The organism is Methyloceanibacter caenitepidi (assembly GCF_000828475.1).
GTDB classification, from domain to species: domain Bacteria; phylum Pseudomonadota; class Alphaproteobacteria; order Rhizobiales; family Methyloligellaceae; genus Methyloceanibacter; species Methyloceanibacter caenitepidi.
Genome location: NZ_AP014648.1, coordinates 1,019,966 through 1,038,960, shown reverse-complemented (window position 1 = coordinate 1,038,960; position 18,995 = coordinate 1,019,966). Strand labels below are relative to the sequence as shown.

Here is an 18,995-nt window from a genome sequence, read left to right as displayed (position 1 = left end):
ACGGAGACAATGGCGGGCCGACCCAAAGTCGTGATTCATACCGACGGTGCCTGTTCCGGGAACCCGGGACCCGGTGGCTGGGGCGCCATTCTGGAATCGGGCCCACACCGCAAGGAGCTCAAGGGCGGCGCGGCGCAAACGACGAACAACCGCATGGAACTGACGGCGGCCATCGAAGCGCTGGAGGCTCTCAAAGGACCGTCCGACGTCGAACTCTATACGGACTCGAACTATCTGCGGGGCGGCATCACCGGCTGGATCAAAGGCTGGAAGCGTAACGGCTGGCGCACCGCCGACAAGAAACCCGTCAAGAATGTCGAGCTGTGGCAAAGGCTCGAGCAGGCCGAAGCGCCGCACCAGGTCACCTGGCACTGGGTCAAAGGCCATGCCGGGCACGACGAGAACGAACGTGCCGACGAACTGGCGCGCGAAGGCATGGCTCCCTTCCTATAGAGCTGAGTTGATGACGCGGGCCGCAGGCAGCCCCTGCCTTACAGAGCCGCGAGCATCGATTCCGCGTCCGAGACGTTCGCTTCGCCCGGGTTCTCCTCGGTCTTCAAGACTTTGACGGTCCCGTCCTCCACGACCATCGCATAGCGCTTGGATCGGGTCCCGAGCCCAACCCCGCTGCCGTCAAAATCCATGCCGATCTTTTTCGTGAATTCGGCATTGCCGTCCGACAAGATCGTCACCTTGTCGCCCGCTCCTGTCGCCTCGGCCCAGGTCGACAGCACGAACGGGTCGTTGACAGCCAGGCAGACTACGTCGTCCACGCCTTTCGCCTTGAACGCATCGGCGGACCCGATGAAGCCGGGCAAATGCTTCAGGTGACAGGTCGGCGTGAAAGCGCCCGGCACCGCGAACAGCACAACCTTCTTGCCGCCGAAAACATCCTTTGCGCTCAGGGTCTGGATCCCATCGGGACCCATCGTACGGAACGTGGCTTCCGGAAGCGTGTCTCCTTCAGCGATTGTCATGCGGGTCGTCTCCTCGGTCGTTGTGGCTAGGGCCTTGGGTTGTGGTCAGCCGCCACCATAACGGCTAGCCCCCGAAGCGCCAATCGGCCAGCGGAACGCGATGCCCCCGATCCGCGTTACCCCCACGACCGCCACAACACGATAACGCCCCAGGGAGACCCGATGACACGTCTTGGTATCGTTCTGATTGTTGCTGCCAGCTTTGCCGCCAGCGGCTGTACGACCGGGCAGAAACGCGTGAGCGGCGCGGCCATCGGTGGGGTTTTCGGAGCCGCCCTTGCGGGCCCGATCGGCGCGGGCGCAGGCGCAGCTGCCGGCGCGGCGACCGCCCCCGCTCTGACGCGATGAGCCCCGCCGGCTAAGGCTCGACGCGGGTGGTCTCGCTCGATCCCTGGTCCGAAACAAGCGTAAATATCAGCGGCTTGCCCTTGATGGCAGCGCCCTCTTCGGCCGTTGGGAAGACGACTGAATAGCGTTGCCGTCCGTCCTCGAGAGGCCCAAGCGCCTTGGGCACCGGCACCAGGATTTCCGAGCTCGTGACGAACAGATCGGTATGCGTGGCGCCGGGCGAAAAGAGCGCCTCGACCTCCAGCGTGGGCTCATCCCCCTCCAGATGGGCGGTGACAGCCCCGAGGCGTGGGAGCGTATCAGGGCCGGCAGGCGCAGGAACGCGCTTTACGGCCTGTCCGATGAGCCGCCCATCGCCCTTGCCGAGATCGGCAGGAAGGACCGCCGTGAGGTCGGCGGAATTGGGGATGCAGAGATCCTTGCATATACCGTAGTCGAAGGTCAGCGAGAGCTGCACGGGTTTGTTCGCCTGTTCGGGGGTTACCTTAACCGGAAAGACGACCTCGTCCTCGTACCCGATCGCGGTCCCGTTTGCGTCGGCGAAGCGATGCGGAACAGGATAGAAAACATCGATGCTCTTGACGTTCTTGGACCCGGACCAGTCGAAACTCGGCGGCACGCCCGAGTCGCCCGGGTTGCGCCAGTAGGTTTTCCACCCCTGCTCCATCCTGAGTTGCACACCGGCAAAACGGGCGGGCTCGCCCTGCTGCTCCACAAGGCCGCTGACCAGGCGGACCTTGGATTTGCCTTGGCCGGACCAGGGAGACTGACCCGAGGAGGCTGCCAGGGTGGCGCCGACGATACCGAAACAACACAAAAGGGCGACGCCCAGCGCGGCAAGGGAAGGTCGGCGAATCGATCCGTGTCTCATCATTAAGTACAACATCGCTTGCGAAATCTACTCGCACCTGTCTAGCCACGCGAGCTTGACTAAGACCTTAAGGTTTCACTGTTTTGTGACCGGCGCGACGAGAGCGCACGGCCCTGCCTTATTTGATCACGCCCTCTTCCCTGAAACGGGAACTGCTGTAGCATGATGGCATGGACCCAGACTTTCACTCCGATGAGGAAGGCTATCTCGACGGCCAGCTATTGATTGCGATGCCGTCCATGGGAGATCCCCGCTTCTCCCGTTCGGTGATCTACGTCTGCGCTCACTCATCGGAAGGCGCCATGGGCATTGTCATCAACCAGCGGGCGCCCAATATCAGTTTCGCGGAGCTCCTGGAGCAGCTGAAGATCGTCCCCTCCGAGGAACGCATCTCATTGCCGTCCGCCCTGAACGCCATGGATGTGCATCTGGGAGGGCCCGTCGAGACCGGACGCGGGTTCGTCCTCCACAGCGCCGACTACTTCAAGGCCGAGAGCACGCTCCCGATCAACGACAGCGTCTGCCTGACCGCCACTGTCGATATCCTGCGCGATATCGCCAAGGGCAGCGGCCCGGCAAAGGCCTTGCTCGCCTTGGGCTATGCGGGTTGGGCGCCAGGTCAGCTTGAGGACGAGATTCAGTCCAACGGCTGGCTCAACTGTCCGGCAGACCCGGAACTGGTCTTCGATCCGGCGGTCGACCGGAAATACAATCGCGCGCTCGACAGTCTCGGCGTCGATCCCAGCCACCTCGTGAGCGACTCCGGCCACGCCTAGGCGCGGCGGCCTCCTTTAGACAGTCTTTTCGATTGTAGCTTTGGGCTAGGCCTGAGCCGTTGTCGGTCCAGGCAGGCTCGGCAGATCGCCTTGGTTCTGCACCTCGACATCGAGGCTGGAGGGAGCGCGTTCGGCTTGCGCCCGCTCGCGCTCTTTGCGGCGCCGGTGATTGGCGAGTGCGTTGAGCAGCGCGCCGACATCCCGTGCCGACATCGGTTCGCCGTAGTAGAAGCCCTGTCCGAACTCACAGCCGATCGAGCGCAGATAGTTCGCATCGGCCTGGGTCTCGACCCCTTCGGCAACCACTTCCTTGCCGAGCTCGTGCGCGAGCGTCACGACCGAACGCAGGATCAGCGGGGTCTGGTCGTTGTCCGAGCTGTCGTGCACCAGCGACTTGTCGACCTTGATGATGTCGAACGGGAAGCGGTGCAGATAGCTGAGCGAGCTGTAGCCCGTGCCGAAATCGTCCAAGGCGAGGCTCGCCCCGTAGGTTTTGAGCCAGGTGAGAATTTCTACGGCGCGCTCGGGGTTCTCCATAACCAGCGACTCGGTGACTTCGAGCTTCAGCGTGCCGCGCGCCACCTGCTCGCGCGCGAGAAGCAGCCTGATCTCCTGCACCATGTCCTGGCGGAAGAGCTGCCGGCTCGAGACATTGACGCTGACGAACAGCGGGTCGCGGTCGCGCGGCAAGACGCGGTGCCACGTCGCCGCCTCGTCCAAGGCTTGGCTGAGAACGTAGCTGCCAAGCTCGACGATCAGCCCCGATTCCTCCGCGAGCGGAATGAAGTCCTGCGGCGACAGACGGCCGCGGGTCGGATGATCCCAGCGCATCAGCGCCTCGAAGCCGGCGAGCTGGTTCGACGCCAGTCGTGTGATGGGCTGATAAAGCACCGATATCTGCTGGCGCTGGAGCGCCATACGCAACTCGCTCTCGAGCGGAAGACGGTTCTCCTCCTCCGCGCGCATGGCCGGATTGAAAATCTCGATGCGATCCGCGCCGCGGCGCTTGGCGCGCAGCATCGCCAACTCCCCGTCACGCAGCATCTCTTGTGCATTGGCCTGCGAGCCGTCGTGAACCACGATGCCGATCGAGGCGGTGAGGATGATCTCTTTGGTGCTGATCTTCATCGGCGTGCGAAGCGCCCGGCGCACGCGCTCCGCCAAGGTCGCGACGTGATGCGGGTCGCTGTCCGATATCAACATGATCGCGAACTGATCGCCGCCTAGACGGGCGAGCGTGTCCTGCGGATTGAGATGGCGAGAGAGACGCCGCCCGAGCGTGAGGAGCATCGAGTCTCCGATCACAAGGCCGAAGCTCTTGTTGACGTTCTTGAAGCGGTCGATGTCGATAAAGAGGATTGTCGGACGGTTTGCCTGTCCCTCGGCCGCACGCGTGATCGCGCCGTCCAGGCGATCCATGAGGAGCTGGCGATTGGGAAGACCCGTCAGGCTGTCGTGCACGGCATCATGCATGAGGCGTTCATGGGAGCGCTTCAGATTGGTCACGTCGCGCAACAGTCCGACACAGCGCAGAAGGCGCACGTTCTCGTTCGGGGCCGCCTGGGCGTTGAGCTCGTACCAAAGATACGTCCCGTCGTGACGGCGGAGACGGAAGTCCGTCTGGAAGTCACCGCCCTTCTTTTCCTGCAAGGACTGCATCAGCAGCCGAAAGCGCTCGCGATCCGAGGCGTGCATGTGCTTCAGGAACTCGCTGACGGAGACGTTGAGCGCCCCGGGTTCCAGGCCAAGCTCCGCTTCCACTTCGTGGCCCACGGTTATGAGATCGCGGCCCGCGTGCCATTGGAAGACGTGGGTGCCGGACCCATCCACGGCGAGAGACTTCATCTGCACGAGGCTGGGCGGCCCCAGGCTCATCGCCGATCCACCCGTGTGGAACGCGAACTGGGTGACGGTGAAGCCGAGCAGCACCAGGATCAGCACAAGGCCGGCGATGAGGCTCGATCCGACCACTTCGCCGGATAGTTTGCCGGTGACGATCATCGAGGCGCCCAGGAGCCAGACGATCAGCAGCATCCAACTGGGGATCAACGACAGCGCCCGGTCCTGCCCGCGGAGCGCGAAATAGGCGATGAGCACCGTCCCGACGCCCGCGATGATGATGGTCGAGGCGCGCGCAAGCCCCGCAGCGGTCTGCGGATCGACGATCGCAACCACGACCAATATGAACTGCGCCGCGATCCACACCCAGAACACGCTGCGGATCCATACGTGCCAGAGACCGATGCGCAGGAAGGTATAGAGAAACAGCGCCAAGCTTGCGGCAAGGCCGGCTTCGGCTGCGGCACGGTACGTGGCCGTACGGTCGGGGCCAACCGGGAACAGCTTGTTCCAGAAGCCGAAGTCGACACAGAAATAGATCAGAGCCGCCCAGGCGACGAGCGCGGTGGCCGGGAAGATCGCGCGGTGGTTCGCAGCGAAGATAGCGGTCAGGAAAATCGCCAGCAGGCCTGTGATCCCTAAGAGCACGCCCTTGAACAGCATGCTGTCCTGCTGTTTGGCCTGGTAGAATTTCGGGGTCCACAGCGTGAGCTGCGGCACCTTGGAGGACGCCAGCTCTGCCGCGTAGGTCACGGTCTGACCCGGCTCCAGTGTCAGCCGGAACATGTCGGCGCGATCGCTTTGCAAGGCCTCCGGACGGAAGCCGAGCGAGGGCGTGACGGCCGTGATGCGGCGCGCGTCGAGCTCGGGGCGGAACACGCCAGAATTTGCGAGCGTGTAGCGCGGGGCTACGAGCCAGCGCACGATGCGGGTATCCGTCGGGTTCGACAGCGCAAAGACCAGCCAGCTGGGGTCGGTGCCGGGGGTCGAGGCCGAAACCGCCATACGGCCGATATAGCCATCGGGTCCAGGCGCCGTTTCGATTTGCAGCCGGTCTCCGCGCCCCTCGTAGAGCTCGCCCTTGGTGGTGATCTCCATCTTTGCGGCGTCAGGATCCACGGCAATGGCTTCGATCGCATTGGCGACACCCGCAAGCGGCGGACAGAACAGCGACAAGGTCAGCAGAAGGCCATAGGCGAGCGCAAGCGCTCCGGCCCGGCGCTGCCGCCGGGAGCCGGAGTGTCTTGGCACGGCGCAATGGGCGCTCACCGAGCCATGTGGGGCCACACTCACCCTCCGTTCCCCGGTACGCGCGGATCCGATTCCAGAAGCGCATAAAGCACGTGATCGCGCCAGTCGCCGTTGATACGCAGATACCGGCGCGCAAGTCCTTCCTTCTTGAACCCAACCCGCTCCAAAAGCCGCATCGATGCGGTATTCGTCGGCAGACAGGCCGCTTCGAGCCTGTGCAGTTCAAGCGAATCGAATACGAACGGCACGACCGCGCGAACCGCGGCGGTCATGTATCCTTGGCGCGCGTATGCCTCGCCGACCCAGTAGCCGAGCGTACACGACTGCGTCACGCCGCGCCGGACATTGCACAAGGTGATGCCTCCTACCAGGTCCGTGGACCGCGCATCGTAGACGAACAGGGCGTAGCCCATGTCCTCGCGCATATCGCGCAGATAGTGGCGAATGCGGCGGCGGAAGGAGGCTCTGGAGAGCTCGTCCGGCGCCCAGAGAGGCTCCCACGGGACGAGGAAATCCTGGCTGGCGGCACGCAGCTCCGCCCACGCCGGATAGTCCGACATCTGAGGCGCGCGCAGCAGCACCCGATCGGTCTCGAGAACCGGACCGAAATCCCCAGGTGTTGCAGCTCGCAGCAAGGCCATTCGTCAGCACCCTCTTCAGGCGGCTCTGCTCGCAGGCACGATAAACTTGTCGGCCACGGCTTCGAATCTTCCAAGATTAGCAACGGGCCCCACAGTCGCAAGACTGAGAGGCGTGCCCAAAACCTTCTGCAGTAAGGCCTGCAGGTCCGCCGTACCCACGGCCTCGATCCGCTCGACGAGTTCGGTGGTCGGCAGCACACGACCGCAAAACAGGATGTGACGCGCGAGTTGTTCGGCGCGCGCGCTGGAGCTCTCGAGGGCGGCCAAAAGTCCCATCTTCATTTGGGCTTTCACGCGTCCGAGCTCGGCCTCTACGAAGCCGGAATTCGCCGCCCGGTCGAGCTCGTCGCGAATGACCGAGAACAACTCATCGGCCTTCTCGGGAGCCCCTGCCGCGTGAACGACGAACATGCCGCTGTCGGTCAGGCCCGTCGAAAAGGCGTAGACGGAATAGCAGAGGCCCCTCCGCTCTCGAACTTCCTGGAAAAGCCGGGACGACATGCCCCCGCCGAGCGCGCCGGCAAGGATCTGCGCGGTGAAATAGTCGGGCTGATGATAGGCAGGCGCCTCCAGCCCAATCATCAGATGAGTCTGCTCGAACGGCTTGTCCGATTGGCGGCGGCCGCCGCTATAGATGGCCTCCTGAGGGGTCGGCGTGCCGTCGGACGGCAAGCCGGACAGCCGGCGCTCGGCCTCCGCCACAAGGGCCTCGTGGTCGACCGCGCCCGCAGCAGCCAGAACCATGTTCGGAGCATGATAATGCGTGGCGAGGTACGACCCGAGATGGTCACGCTCGAAGGCACAGACGCTGTCCGCCGTGCCGAGGATGGGCCGTCCCACAGGCTGATCGGGAAACGCCGCCTCCGACACGAAGTCGTAGACGATGTCGTCCGGCGAATCCGAACTTGCGGCGATCTCTTGAAGGATGACGTCGCGCTCGCGCGCGAGTTCGGCGCCGTCGAAGCGCGGCTCCAGGATGATGTCGCTCAAAATATCCAATGCGAGGGGCAGATCCTTCGGCAGCACGCGCGCATAGTACCCGGTCGAATCGACCGACGTCGCCGCGTTCAGGTCGCCGCCGACGGACTCGATCTCCTCGACGATCTCGCGCGCTGTCCGCCGCTTGGTTCCCTTGAAGGCCATGTGCTCCAGGAAATGGGCAACGCCGTGCTCCGTCAGTTGTTCGGAACGGCTTCCCGCTCCGACCCAGATACCAAGCGACACAGTCTCCACTTCGGGCATGGTATGGCTGACAACTGTCAGGCCGTTGCTCAGGGTGGACCGGGTGACGCTCACGCCTCGGCTCCCGTCAGCGGTGCGTCGGCCCGTGCGTGGTCCACAATAAAGTCCACCACCGTCGCGAAGTCGGCGGGCATGTCCGTACAGCGCTCTTCGCTGCCGAGCTTCAAGGTCAGGCGTTCGGGCTGCGCCGGCTCGATGCCGATGGCCCGCCGCACCGCATCCGGGAACTTGGCCGCGTGCGCCGTCGACAGAATGACCATGGGCGTCGTGCCGAGCCCCGGCTCCTGCTGCGCAGCGGCGATGCCGACAGCTGTGTGCGGGTCGACCACCATGCCGGTTTCTTCGAATACCCCCCGAATGGTCATTTGAGTCACGTCTTCTCCAGCAGAATGAGCACTGAAAAGATCGCAGAGTTGCCCGAACTCGCCCTGGCTCAGCGTGAACGAGCCCCGGGCGCGCAATTCCTCCATCAAGCCCCGCACCCTGGACGAATCCCGTCCGGCAAGCTCGAAAAGGAGGCGCTCGAAATTGCTGGCAAGCTGAATGTCCATGCTGGGACTTGAGGTCGCGATCACGCCCTGCGGCTCGTAGGTCCCTGAGGCCAACGCGCGGGGAAGACTGTCATTGAGGTTCGTGGCGATAACGAGGCGTTGGACCGGCAGGCCCATGGCGCGAGCGGCGTAACCTGCGAAAATATCACCAAAATTTCCGGTGGGGACCGAGAACGCCACCGGCCTGTAAGGCGCTCCGAGCGTCACCGCCGAGGTGAAGTAGTAGCCGATCTGGGCAAGGATCCGCGCGAAGTTGATCGAATTGATCCCGGTCAGGCCGAGGCGCTTGTTCAAATCTCGATCGCCGAAGAGCGCCTTCACGATCGCCTGGCAATCGTCGAACGTCCCTTCGACCGCGATGTTGTGAATATTGGCTTCGGTGGCCGTCGTCATCTGGCGCCGCTGTACGTCGCTGACACGGCCCTTGGGATGCAGAATGAAGACATCGATGGCGTCGAGGCCACGGAAAGCCTCGATCGCGGCCGCCCCCGTATCGCCGGATGTCGCGCCGACCACCGTGGCGCGCTGCCCGCGCCGCTTGAGCGCGCGATTCATGAACCGCGACACGACCTGCATGGCGAGGTCCTTGAAGGCCAGCGTGGGACCGTGAAAGAGCTCCAGGACGAAGCTGTTGGGCCCGATTTGTGCCAGCGGTGCCACGGCGGGATGGTGGAAGCCGTCATAGGCCTCCGAGAGCACCTCTTCGAGGTCGTTCAGACACGGGTCGCCCGCGAGAAAGGGGCTCATGACCCGATAGGCCGCGTCGGCGTAATCGAGGCCCGCGAGGGCGGCAATCTCGTCCGGTGACATTTGGGGCCAGCTCTCGGGCATGAACAGGCCGCCATCGTCCGCGAGCGCAGCCAGAAGTGCACCCTCGAAAGAGAGCGCCGGGGCAGACCCGCGCGTTGAAATGAACTTCAAGATATGCCTCTCACCGGAATTCTGAGACTTTTTGCCAGACCCTAGCCCCCGGAGCGCGGGCCCGCAATACGGCCGGGCAGCACGGTTAAGACCGCCGCCCGGTCATCACGCTCCAGACGTAGACGGCGTAGATTACCAGCAGACAGGCCGCGAGTAGGAACCAAGTCAGGGCATATTGCAGGTGCTTGTTGGGCAGTTCTAGCCGCGTTTGCCCGCCCTTGGGCCACCCGCCGGGAACGTCGCTTGCCTCCGCCTCCAGGAAGAAGGGAAGCACCTGCACGGTCCCACCCGGGAACATGGACCGCGCCATACCGTCAAGGTCCCGCGTGAACCACTGGTTGGCCTCCTCGTCATTGTCGGGCGAGAACAGGTTCGGCTTCTCGCTGGTTCGCACGAGTCCCGTCACCGTGACGATGTCCCGAACCTGGCCCTCTTGCCGGGTGCCGGGGTCCCGGCGGCCGTCTGGCACGAACCCGCGATCGACGAGAACAACACGTCCAGCAGCCGTCTCCAGGGGGGCAATGACATGCCAGCCCGGTTCGCCGTCCGACGAGATGGAGTAGAGATAGCGCTCCAAATTGTGGTGGAAACGGCCCTCGGCCGTCACCCTCAGGTAGTTCGGATCGCCCCATTGCTGGGCGAGTTCGACGGCTTTCTCCAGCGAGACGGGCATGCGCTCAGTCCGCGTTTCGATGCGCTGGATGATGCGCTCTTTCCATTCGAGGCGCTGAAGCTGCCATTGGCCGAGCCAAATCAGCAGGGCGAAGCCGATCAGCGTGGCTATGGTGAGCCTGATGAGAGCCGGAGTCGTCATGACCTGAGTCTAGCGATCCGAAACCAATTTGCCTTCTTCGGCCTTGTTCCGGAACTGAAGCGCGATCAAAACGCCCTTGAAACTGCGCAGCAGAAGAAGTGGAAGGATGAGCGCCGCCGTTCCCCAGGCCAGGGCGTGGACCCAATAAGGCGGCTGGTAGACGGCTTCGACATAAAGCGCGGCGCCGACAATGATGAAGCCCGTGAAGAGCATCACGAAGATGGCGGGCCCATCGCCTGAGTCGGCGAAATCGTAGTTGAGACCGCAGACATTGCAGGCAGGAGCCAAGGTCAGATAGCCGTCGAACATCTTGCCCTTGTGGCAGGACGGGCAACGCCCGCACATCCCGGCCCAGACCGTGGCGCCCAAGGGTGGATGTACTTTGTGGCTCTGTGGCTCGTTCATATTCAACTGCAATCATCTCTTGTCCGAAACGGACGTTGGCCAAAACAGAAAGGGGCGGCCGCTGGACCGCCCCCCTCCGATGTCGGTGCCTTTCGCCGCTAGTGGCCGGCGTTGGCCCCGGCGCCCCAGATGTAGATGGAGCAGAACAGGAACAGCCAGACAACGTCGACGAAATGCCAATACCAAGCCGCCGCTTCGAAACCGAAGTGCTTATGCGGCGTGAAGTGGCCGGCCAGCGCGCGGAAGAGGCAAACCAGCAAGAAGATCGTGCCCACGATCACATGGAAGCCGTGGAAGCCGGTGGCCATGTAGAACGTCGCGCCATAGATGTGGTTCGAGAAACCGAAGCCGGCATGCATGTACTCGTAGGCCTGCAGGCTGGTGAACAGAAGGCCCAGCACCACGGTGCAGGTCAGACCCCAGACGAGCCCCTTGCGATCGTCGTGCAGCATGGCGTGGTGCGCCCAGGTCGCGGTCGTGCCGGATGTCAGCAGGATCAGCGTGTTGACCCAAGGCAGGCCCCAGGGATCAAAAGTATGCCCAAAATAACCGAGGCCCGAGACATCCGTTTCGGCGCTCGGAATGGGGGGCCACTGGCCGCCCGTAACGGCCGTCCGCGCATACGTCACCGCATCGTCCGGGAACAGCGCAACGTCGAAATACGCCCAGAACCAAGCCACGAAGAACATCACCTCCGAGGCGATGAACAAGATCATGCCGTAGCGCAGATGCAGCTGAACGACGGGCGATTGGTGACCCTCGGCTTCCTCCTTGATGACATCGCGCCACCAGCCGAACATCGTGATGATCACGATTGCGAGGCCCGGGAGTACGTACCAAAGCTGCGGGTCGCCCGCTTTCTTGCTCATGAAAAACATGAGGGCGCCAAGCGCCAGCACCAAGCCACCGATCGACCCGACAAGCGGCCACGGGCTCGGATTGAGTAGATGGTAGTCATGTTGCGGTTTTGCGTGGGCCTGGGCCATCGTGCGTTCCCCTTCCTCCCCAATCGATCTCTTGGCGCGGCTAAGCCACGCCGTGTCGCTTATGATCCCGACGCCCTATCCCTCGGCGCGGCAGCGACATCCGACGGGTCATCGCTCCGGTAGAAGGTATAGGACAGCGTAATCTCCTCAATATTTTTCGTACTCTCGTCTTCGACGATCTCAGGATCGACGAAGAACGTTACCGGCATCTCGATGCTTTGCCCGGCAGCGAGCGTCTGCTGTTTGAAGCAGAAACATTCGATCTTCTTGAAATAGCGGCCCACGGATTCCGGTGCCACATTGAAGCCAGCCGTCCCGCTGACGGGCTTGTCGGTGTCGTTGTGGGCCTTGAAGAAAACCAGCGCCGTGTCGCCGATCTTGAGGTCCACCGAACGCTGCTCCACACCGAACTGCCAGGGCAGATCCTTGTCGACGTTGGTGTCGAAACGCACCTTGATCGTTCGATCGAGGACGTGGTCCGGAGCGGCGGTCGCGACTTGCGTCGTCCCGCCATAGCCCGTCTGCTGGCAGAACAGGCGATAGAGCGGAACGGCGGCGAAGGACAGCCCGACCATGCCGGCGACAACGCCGGCAAGAACCAGCGCAACGAGCCCGCGCTTGTCGCGACGCCCTGCCGTTTCGGAACCGTTTTCGATCGTTTGGGTCACGTTCAGCGCCTCACCCTTTAAATCTGCCGAATGGCGACGTTGCCGCCAAGCCGCACAATGGTGACGATAAAGAACAGAATAACAAGAATCGCGAGGGTCCAGGCGATTGCCAGGGACCTTCTGCGTTGTCTGCGTTTGCGTTCGACTTCGGCATTTTCCATCACGGCGTCCAGATACGCGGCAGTACGCCACCGTCCAACCCGAAGCCATGCTCGACGAGGAGCACTGCGAACAGCACAAACAAATATAGGATCGAATACGCGAAGAGGTTCTTGGCCGCCCGATCGCCCGCCGCGCCCTCACGCTCCCGGTAGCAGTCGAAGGCAAGCACCAGGAAGAATGCGCCGAAGATGGCCGCGACCACCGTGTAGAGCGAACCGCCGAAGCCCATCACGGACGGCACCATGCCAAGCGGCACCAAGATGATGCTGTAAATCAGGATCTGTCGGCGCGTTTCGTCCGCGCCATGGGTCACCGGCAACATGGGCACACCGGCGCGCCGATAGTCGGAACTGCGGATCAACGCCAGCGCCCAGAAATGGGGCGGAGTCCACATGAAGATGATGAGAAACATCACGAAGGATTCGAGGCTCACGGACCCGGTGGCAGACGCCCACCCGATCATGGGCGGCAAAGCCCCCGCCGCGCCGCCGATCACGATGTTCTGCGGCGTCGAACGCTTCAGCCACATCGTATAGACGAACACGTAGAACCCGATGGTGAAGGCCAGCAGCCCTGCGGCGACCCAGTTCACCATGAGCCCGAGACACAGGACGGAGCCGATCCCCAGCACCGATCCGAAAGCCAAGGCCTCGTTCGGCGTCAGCGCGCCTTGCGGCAGCGGCCGCGAGGCCGTGCGGGCCATGCGAGCATCGATATCCGCGTCATACCACATGTTCAGAGCGCCCGATGCGCCGGCCCCGACGGCGATGCACAGAAGCGCCGCGATCGCGAGGACGGGATGCATGTGCACGGGCGCCGTGACGAGACCGACCAGCGCCGTAAACACCACAAGGAACATGACGCGCGGCTTGAGCAGCTCCGCATAGTCGGAGATGTCGCCCCCAAGGTTGTTCCCAAGGGCGACATCCAACCTGCCTTGTGTCGTTTCGACAGTCGTGTCTGTCATTGGCCTACTTACTCCAGCGCCCCACTTCGGCGCCCCTGGACCCTATTTGATCCGCGGGAGCGTATCGAAGGTATGGAACGGAGGCGGCGAGGAGACAGTCCACTCCAGCGTCGTTGCTCCTGCACCCCAAGGATTGTCGGCCGACTTCACCTTACGGGTGAACTGCACGATCACACCGATGAAGAAGATGATGAAGCCAAGGAATGCGAGATAGGCGCCGAGCGAAGACACGAAGTTCCAGCCCGCGTAGGCGTCCGGGTAGTCCGCATAGCGGCGCGGCATGCCGGCAAGACCCAGGAAGTGCTGCGGGAAGAAGGCCAGGTTCGCACCGATGAACATGGTCCAGAAGTGCAGCTTGCCCCAGAACTCGGAGTACATGTAGCCGTACATCTTCGGCGACCAGTAATACCAGCCGGCAAAGAGCGAGAAGACGGCGCCGAGCGATAGCACGTAGTGGAAGTGCGCCACCACGTAATAGGTGTCGTGGAAGGACCGGTCGACGCCCGCATTCGACAGCATCACGCCCGTCACACCGCCGACGGTGAACAGGAAGATAAAGCCGAGCGCCCACAGCATGGGCGTCTTGAATGAGATCGAGCCGCCCCACATCGTGGCTATCCAGGAGAAGATCTTCACGCCGGTGGGCACGGCAATCACCATCGTGGCGAACACGAAGTAGGCCTGCGTGTTCACGTCGAGACCGGCGGCGTACATGTGATGCGCCCAAACCACGAAGCCGATCACGCCGATCGCGACCATGGCATAGGCCATGCCGAGATAGCCGAACACGGGCTTCTTAGAGAAGGTGGCGACGATCTGGCTGATCATGCCGAAGCCCGGCAGGATCATGATGTACACTTCCGGGTGGCCGAAGAACCAGAACAGGTGCTGCCACAGAAGCGGATCGCCGCCATGCTTCGAGTCGAAGAACGCGGTCCCGAAGTTGCGGTCGGTCAGCAGCATGGTGATGGCGCCGGCCAGAACCGGCAGCGACAGCAGCAGCAGGAAGGCCGTAACCAGGATCGACCACACGAACAGCGGCATCTTGTGCAGGGTCATGCCCGGCGCCCGCATATTCAAAATCGTGGTGATGAAGTTGATGGCGCCGAGGATCGACGACGCGCCACCAAGGTGAAGGGCCAGAATGGCGAAGTCGACGGAGACGCCAGGCGTACCGTAGGTCGACAGCGGCGCGTAAATGGTCCAGCCAGCGCCGGCGCCTGTCGATCCGGGTGCACCCGGCATGAACAGCGACGAGACCAGGAGAACAAACGCCATGGCCAGCAGCCAGAACGAAATGTTGTTCATGCGCGGGAAGGCCATGTCCGGCGCGCCAATCATCAACGGCACCATCCAGTTGCCGAAGGCGCCCATCGTGGCCGGCATGACCGCGAAGAACACCATGATGAGGCCGTGCGCCGTGACGAAAACGTTGAACATCTCCGGGTTGCCGAAGATCTGCATGCCGGGCTCCATGAGCTCGGCGCGCATGCCCATGGACAAGAGAGCCCCGACGACGCCACCGACCAGCGACAGGATCAGGTAAAGGGTGCCGATGTCCTTGTGGTTGGTCGAGAACAGCCAGCGCCGCAAACCGTGCGGGTGATCGTCGTGATCGTGGTGGGCCGCTTCTGCCTGGGCATTGTTCGCCATGACTGTCTTCCCTTGTCGTCCTAAAGTGTTTGTGTCCGGCCGTCAGGCCGCATGTTGATTTGCCGGTGAGCGACTAGTCGCGCGCCGACGCCAGCTTGCCCTCGGCATCGATCGACGCTGACTTCTTGCTTGCGACCCAGGCATCGTACTCGTCCTGCGAGACGACGCGTACGGCGATCGGCATGAAGGCGTGATTGCGGCCGCAGAGCTCAGAGCACTGGCCGTAGAACCAGCCCTCTTTCTCGGCACGGAACCAGGTCTGCTGCAGACGGCCCGGCACGGCGTCCAGCTTGACACCGAAGGACGGAACCGCCCAGTCGTGGATGACGTCGTTCGACTTGAGGCTCACGACGACGTTCGCACCGACCGGAACCACGACTTCGTTGTCGACGGTCAACAGACGCGGCTGCCCTTCCTTGAGCTGCGCGTCCGGCACCATGATCGAATTGAAGCTGATGTTCTCGTCCGGATACTCGTAGATCCAATACCACTGAGCGCCGGTGGCGGTGATGGACACATCCGCCTTGGGGAAGTCGTACTGGGCGAACAGAAGCCGGAACGACGGGATGGCGATTGCCACCAGAATGAAGATTGGGATCACCGTCCAGGCGACTTCGAGCAGGGTGTTGTGCGAGGTGCGGGACGGTTCGGGGTTACTCTTCTCGTTGAAGCGCACCATCACGATGACCATCAGCGCCAGAACGAACAGCGTGATGGCGATGATGATGGCCGTCACATAGTTATGGAAGTCGTTGATCTGGGCCATGATCGGGGTCATGGCTTCCTGGAAGCCAATCTGCCAGGGATGCGCACGTCCCGGCGGGAGTTCTTCGGCAATCGCGGAACCGCTAGCGCCGAGCCCCGCGAACGCGGCAAGAACCATCAATGCACGATGCAACATCCCCATCCCATCACTCCCAAAGCCTGCCCTCGGACCACTCCTGGTTGGGAGGGTCAAAGTGCGATTATCGCCGAACGCGGGCCTTTTGACCCTGCGCCCACTGTCGCAGCGGCAACGCGAATAAGCTTGCGCAAAATTTTGGCGTCGCCCCCGCAAAAACGCATTCTTGAGCCGACCGAGCGTAGCCCAGGTGTCAGCAGTTATTGTGTATTTTTAAAATCATAAAGGATATTGATTGGCAACAGTCATGATTCAGTTTTCAGTTTCTCCAAAGGCGACTTTGCTCGACAAGTTCGCCCGGAGGTTGATTCCGTAGCAAGCCCCCAAGACAAGAGGTCACTTGGCTGACCCACGTCAAACTTGCCGGCGATAGACCTGGTCGAATTTTGGCCCTATTGCCCGGCGAATGGCCTTGTTACTCCGTTGACCTGACGGCGACAGGGCCGGGCTTTGCGGTCTTGTCCCTAAGGTCGTAGCCGCCATCGACCAGATGCAGGAAGGCCGTCCTCCCTATGCTTACGCCATTGCTCTCGGCTTGTTCCCGTTGTTCCGGTTCCGGTAGCCGGACTTGCCGGCCGCGCCTGCGGTCATGGCTGCTGCGGCTCGTTCTTGCCGCGGCGGTGGTCAGCTTCGCGGCCATCGAATCGCCGGTCCGCGCCCAAGACGACGACGGCGCGCAAGGTCCGGCCGGCCCCGCCGCCGTGCTCCGCGGAACATTCGGCGCCTGGCAGCTCTATTGCCGAACGCCTCCCGGAGCCCGTGAAGAGAAATGCGCGATCGTTCAGATGGTGACCGACGAGCAGCGGCCGAATGTCGGGCTGAACGTCCAGCTCTTCAAATCGATCGGCGCCGACGTCAACATGATGCGCGTCGTGGCGCCCCTCGGGATCTTTCTCCCCAGGGGACTGGGCGTGAAGATCGACGGCGAGGATGTAGGCAACGCGCCCTACATCAAATGCGGGAAGACATCGGGCTGCATCGCCGAGTTCGAGCTTCAGGACGAAGTCGTGACGAAGCTGAAGTCTGGCCAGAGTGCATTGCTGATCATCTTCCCGACCGTCGAGGAGGGAATCGGCATTCCGGTTTCTTTGGAAGGGTTCACCCAAGCGTTCGCGACGCTCAAATAGCCAAGAAAAATCGGCGGCAGAAAAGGAGATATCCGCCGCCGATTCGTCCGTCTTTGGGGGACGGAAAACGCCCACATCCCGTGCAGGGTTCGGAAAGGGGCGTAGCTTGCAGAGTATATGGCGGCCTCACGCGTCCGTTCAAGTCGCGGCGCAGCATTCGCCTCGAGGCGCAGTAATCAACCTAAACGTCGTGGTCGACGCACCAATCGTGCAAGGATTCCAGGATGCCTAGCGCCGAATGGCCGAATGGCGTGAGCTCATAGGTCACGGCCACGGGCTTGGTTGCAACGACCTGCCGCGTGACGAGCCCGGTCTCTTCCATCTCCTTGAGACGTTCGGCGATCATTTTCTTGCTGGCGCCGCCCAGTTCCCGAGACAACGCATTGAAGCGCGTCGGCCCCGCTTGCAGGTGCCAAAGGATCGAGGCCTTCCATTTGCCGCCGAGGATGCGCATGCCACGCTCGACCGGACACGGTTCGTTGCACGGTTTCGGCTGCGGGACACCGGCTAGCGGCTCATCCCGTAAAGTGCGGCTGTCAGTCACGTTCCGTCCTCGGCAGTCGTTGAGCACACCCGAAAAAGCACTGAGCTTCCGAGGGCGCTCACTAGGTTACGATTTGTATACTGGTTGATTATCGAAACCTGTACGCCTACGTCAAGCGGCATTGCCCGCCCGCGTTCCGTAGCGGCGGGACCCCGACATCACGCTGCGTACCAGGAGGCTGATAATTTATGGAACCGAAGCTTTTTAGCCCACTCGAACTGGGCGACCTAACGCTCCCGAACCGGATCGTCATGGCGCCACTGACACGAAACCGCGCCCTGCCCGATGGCGACGTGCCGCATGCGCTCAACGCGACATACTACGCTCAGCGGGCGGGCGCAGGCCTGATCATCAGCGAAGGCACGCAGATCTCGCCTGAGGGCAAGGGCTATATCCAGACACCCGGCATGTATAGCGATGCCCAGGTTGCCGGATGGAAAGCGGTGACGGCGGCCGTCCACGGGGCTGGCGGGCGGATCTTCGCCCAGCTTTGGCACGTGGGACGCATTTCCCATGTCAGCCTGCTCCCAGACGGACAAGCGCCGGTCGCCCCCTCTCCCATCACCGCCGACAGCCAGACCTTTACCGCGTCCGGGTTCGCCGATGTCTCCGAACCGCGCGCGCTCGAGACGGCGGAGATCGCCCGCGTGGTCGCGGACTACCGCAAGGCGGCGGAGAACGCCAAGGCGGCCGGCTTCGACGGAATCGAAATCCATGCCGCCAACGGCTATCTGCTCGATCAGTTCCTGCGCGACGGCACGAACAAGCGCGATGATGCCTATGGCGGCTCTCCCGAAAACCGCACGCGCTTCCTTGCGGAGGTGTTCGAGGCGGTTACGGGCGTCTTTCCGGCCAAGCGCGTCGGCGTACGCTTCAGCCCGTTCTCCGGTTTCAACGACATCGCCGACAGCGATCCCGTCGCCACCTTCAGTGTGGCCATGGCCCGTGCGAACGATGCCGGGCTCGGTTACGTCCATCTTGTGGAGGGCCAAACCGGTGGTCCTCGTGAATTCCCGGCCAACGCGATCGAAACGCTGCGCTCGAATTTCTCGGGCGCCTATATGGCGAACAACGGGTACGACCGGCAGATGGCGGTCGACGCCGTCGAATCCGGCAAGGCGGATCTCGTCGCCTTCGGTTCACTCTTCATCGCCAATCCGGATCTCGTCGAGCGCCTCCGCCTCGACGCGCCTCTCAATGCGCCCGATCCACAGACCTTCTATGGCGGCGATGCGGCGGGATACACCGACTATCCGACGCTCGAAGAGGCCGCCTGATCCGGCCAAGAACGACGCAACACGGAGGGCGCCGCGCTGGCGCCCTCTTCACGCTCGTCCGACCGTCTCGCCCG

At 62.8% G+C, this 18,995-nt stretch carries 20 protein-coding genes; 5 read left to right on the top strand and 15 right to left on the bottom strand.

The features are described from left to right. Positions 1 to 9 precede the first annotated feature (9 nt). Positions 10 to 453, top strand: a complete 444-nt coding sequence (gene rnhA / locus GL4_RS04825; protein WP_045365151.1) for a ribonuclease HI — start codon at positions 10 to 12, stop codon at positions 451 to 453. 38 nt (positions 454 to 491) lie between these two features. Here rnhA and GL4_RS04820 read toward each other — a convergent pair whose 3' ends face one another. Further along, positions 492 to 977, bottom strand: a complete 486-nt coding sequence (locus tag GL4_RS04820) for a peroxiredoxin (protein WP_045365148.1) — start codon at positions 975 to 977, stop codon at positions 492 to 494. Positions 978 to 1,139: 162 nt separating this feature from the next. Between GL4_RS04820 and GL4_RS17420 the strand changes: the two genes are divergently transcribed. Continuing rightward, positions 1,140 to 1,325 carry a hypothetical protein gene (locus GL4_RS17420; protein WP_156137395.1) on the top strand — a complete coding sequence of 62 codons (186 nt, stop codon included), beginning with the start codon at positions 1,140 to 1,142 and terminating at the stop codon, positions 1,323 to 1,325. Between the two features lie 10 nt (positions 1,326 to 1,335). On the opposite strand, the gene GL4_RS04815 is transcribed toward GL4_RS17420, so the two are convergent. Further along, the gene (locus tag GL4_RS04815; RefSeq protein ID WP_172653294.1) at positions 1,336 to 2,199 is read right to left on the bottom strand and encodes a protein-disulfide reductase DsbD domain-containing protein; all 864 of its coding nucleotides are present in this window, start codon (positions 2,197 to 2,199) and stop codon (positions 1,336 to 1,338) included. A 167-nt stretch (positions 2,200 to 2,366) separates the two neighbouring features. Here GL4_RS04815 and GL4_RS04810 point away from each other — a divergent pair, with 167 nt between their 5' ends. Beyond that, positions 2,367 to 2,972 carry a YqgE/AlgH family protein gene (locus tag GL4_RS04810; protein WP_045365144.1) on the top strand — a complete coding sequence of 202 codons (606 nt, stop codon included), beginning with the start codon at positions 2,367 to 2,369 and terminating at the stop codon, positions 2,970 to 2,972. Positions 2,973 to 3,017: 45 nt separating this feature from the next. Here GL4_RS04810 and GL4_RS04805 read toward each other — a convergent pair whose 3' ends face one another. The 12 genes from GL4_RS04805 to coxB all read right to left on the bottom strand — a co-directional run bounded on the left by GL4_RS04805 (position 3,018) and on the right by coxB (position 15,979). Beyond that, positions 3,018 to 6,104, bottom strand: a complete 3,087-nt coding sequence (locus GL4_RS04805; protein ID WP_244462681.1) for an EAL domain-containing protein — start codon at positions 6,102 to 6,104, stop codon at positions 3,018 to 3,020. Beyond that, the gene (locus GL4_RS04800) at positions 6,101 to 6,703 is read right to left on the bottom strand and encodes a GNAT family N-acetyltransferase (RefSeq protein WP_045365141.1); all 603 of its coding nucleotides are present in this window, start codon (positions 6,701 to 6,703) and stop codon (positions 6,101 to 6,103) included. The genes GL4_RS04805 and GL4_RS04800 overlap by 4 nt, the downstream gene beginning before the upstream one ends. Positions 6,704 to 6,718: 15 nt before the next feature. After that, positions 6,719 to 7,999, bottom strand: coding sequence for a M16 family metallopeptidase (locus GL4_RS04795; RefSeq protein WP_045365138.1), 1,281 nt, complete (start codon positions 7,997 to 7,999; stop codon positions 6,719 to 6,721). Then, positions 7,996 to 9,417: a threonine synthase gene (gene thrC, locus GL4_RS04790; protein WP_045365135.1), complete on the bottom strand. Its 1,422-nt coding sequence runs from the start codon at positions 9,415 to 9,417 to the stop codon at positions 7,996 to 7,998. Before thrC ends, GL4_RS04795 begins: the two co-directional genes overlap by 4 nt. A gap of 85 nt (positions 9,418 to 9,502) precedes the next feature. After that, positions 9,503 to 10,231: an SURF1 family protein gene (locus GL4_RS04785; RefSeq protein WP_045365132.1), complete on the bottom strand. Its 729-nt coding sequence runs from the start codon at positions 10,229 to 10,231 to the stop codon at positions 9,503 to 9,505. A gap of 9 nt (positions 10,232 to 10,240) precedes the next feature. Then, complete coding sequence (locus GL4_RS04780) at positions 10,241 to 10,636, bottom strand: DUF983 domain-containing protein (RefSeq protein ID WP_045365129.1); 396 nt, start codon at positions 10,634 to 10,636, stop codon at positions 10,241 to 10,243. Positions 10,637 to 10,734: 98 nt separating this feature from the next. Next, positions 10,735 to 11,622, bottom strand: coding sequence for a cytochrome c oxidase subunit 3 (locus tag GL4_RS04775; protein WP_045365126.1), 888 nt, complete (start codon positions 11,620 to 11,622; stop codon positions 10,735 to 10,737). Between the two features lie 59 nt (positions 11,623 to 11,681). Further along, on the bottom strand, positions 11,682 to 12,290 hold the full coding sequence (locus GL4_RS04770) for a cytochrome c oxidase assembly protein (protein WP_244462680.1): 609 nt from the start codon (positions 12,288 to 12,290) through the stop codon (positions 11,682 to 11,684). Positions 12,291 to 12,307: 17 nt separating this feature from the next. Continuing rightward, positions 12,308 to 12,451, bottom strand: a complete 144-nt coding sequence (locus GL4_RS17710) for a hypothetical protein (protein WP_172653293.1) — start codon at positions 12,449 to 12,451, stop codon at positions 12,308 to 12,310. After that, entirely contained in the window at positions 12,451 to 13,419 is a 969-nt protein-coding gene (locus tag GL4_RS04765; protein WP_052464125.1) for a heme o synthase, read from the bottom strand. The genes GL4_RS17710 and GL4_RS04765 overlap by 1 nt, the downstream gene beginning before the upstream one ends. Positions 13,420 to 13,461: 42 nt before the next feature. Beyond that, positions 13,462 to 15,072: a cytochrome c oxidase subunit I gene (gene ctaD, locus GL4_RS04760; protein WP_045365124.1), complete on the bottom strand. Its 1,611-nt coding sequence runs from the start codon at positions 15,070 to 15,072 to the stop codon at positions 13,462 to 13,464. Between the two features lie 73 nt (positions 15,073 to 15,145). Next, entirely contained in the window at positions 15,146 to 15,979 is an 834-nt protein-coding gene (gene coxB / locus GL4_RS04755; RefSeq protein WP_045365121.1) for a cytochrome c oxidase subunit II, read from the bottom strand. Between the two features lie 506 nt (positions 15,980 to 16,485). Here coxB and GL4_RS04750 point away from each other — a divergent pair. Beyond that, a complete protein-coding gene (locus GL4_RS04750; RefSeq protein WP_082025475.1) occupies positions 16,486 to 17,100 on the top strand; it encodes an invasion associated locus B family protein in 615 nt (204 codons plus the stop codon). A gap of 181 nt (positions 17,101 to 17,281) precedes the next feature. Here GL4_RS04750 and GL4_RS04745 read toward each other — a convergent pair whose 3' ends face one another. Beyond that, complete coding sequence (locus tag GL4_RS04745; protein WP_045365118.1) at positions 17,282 to 17,644, bottom strand: winged helix-turn-helix transcriptional regulator; 363 nt, start codon at positions 17,642 to 17,644, stop codon at positions 17,282 to 17,284. Positions 17,645 to 17,832: 188 nt separating this feature from the next. Here GL4_RS04745 and GL4_RS04740 point away from each other — a divergent pair, with 188 nt between their 5' ends. Further along, positions 17,833 to 18,921 (top strand): alkene reductase, encoded by a 1,089-nt coding sequence (locus GL4_RS04740; protein ID WP_045365114.1) that lies wholly within the window; start codon positions 17,833 to 17,835, stop codon positions 18,919 to 18,921. Positions 18,922 to 18,995: the final 74 nt, after the last annotated feature.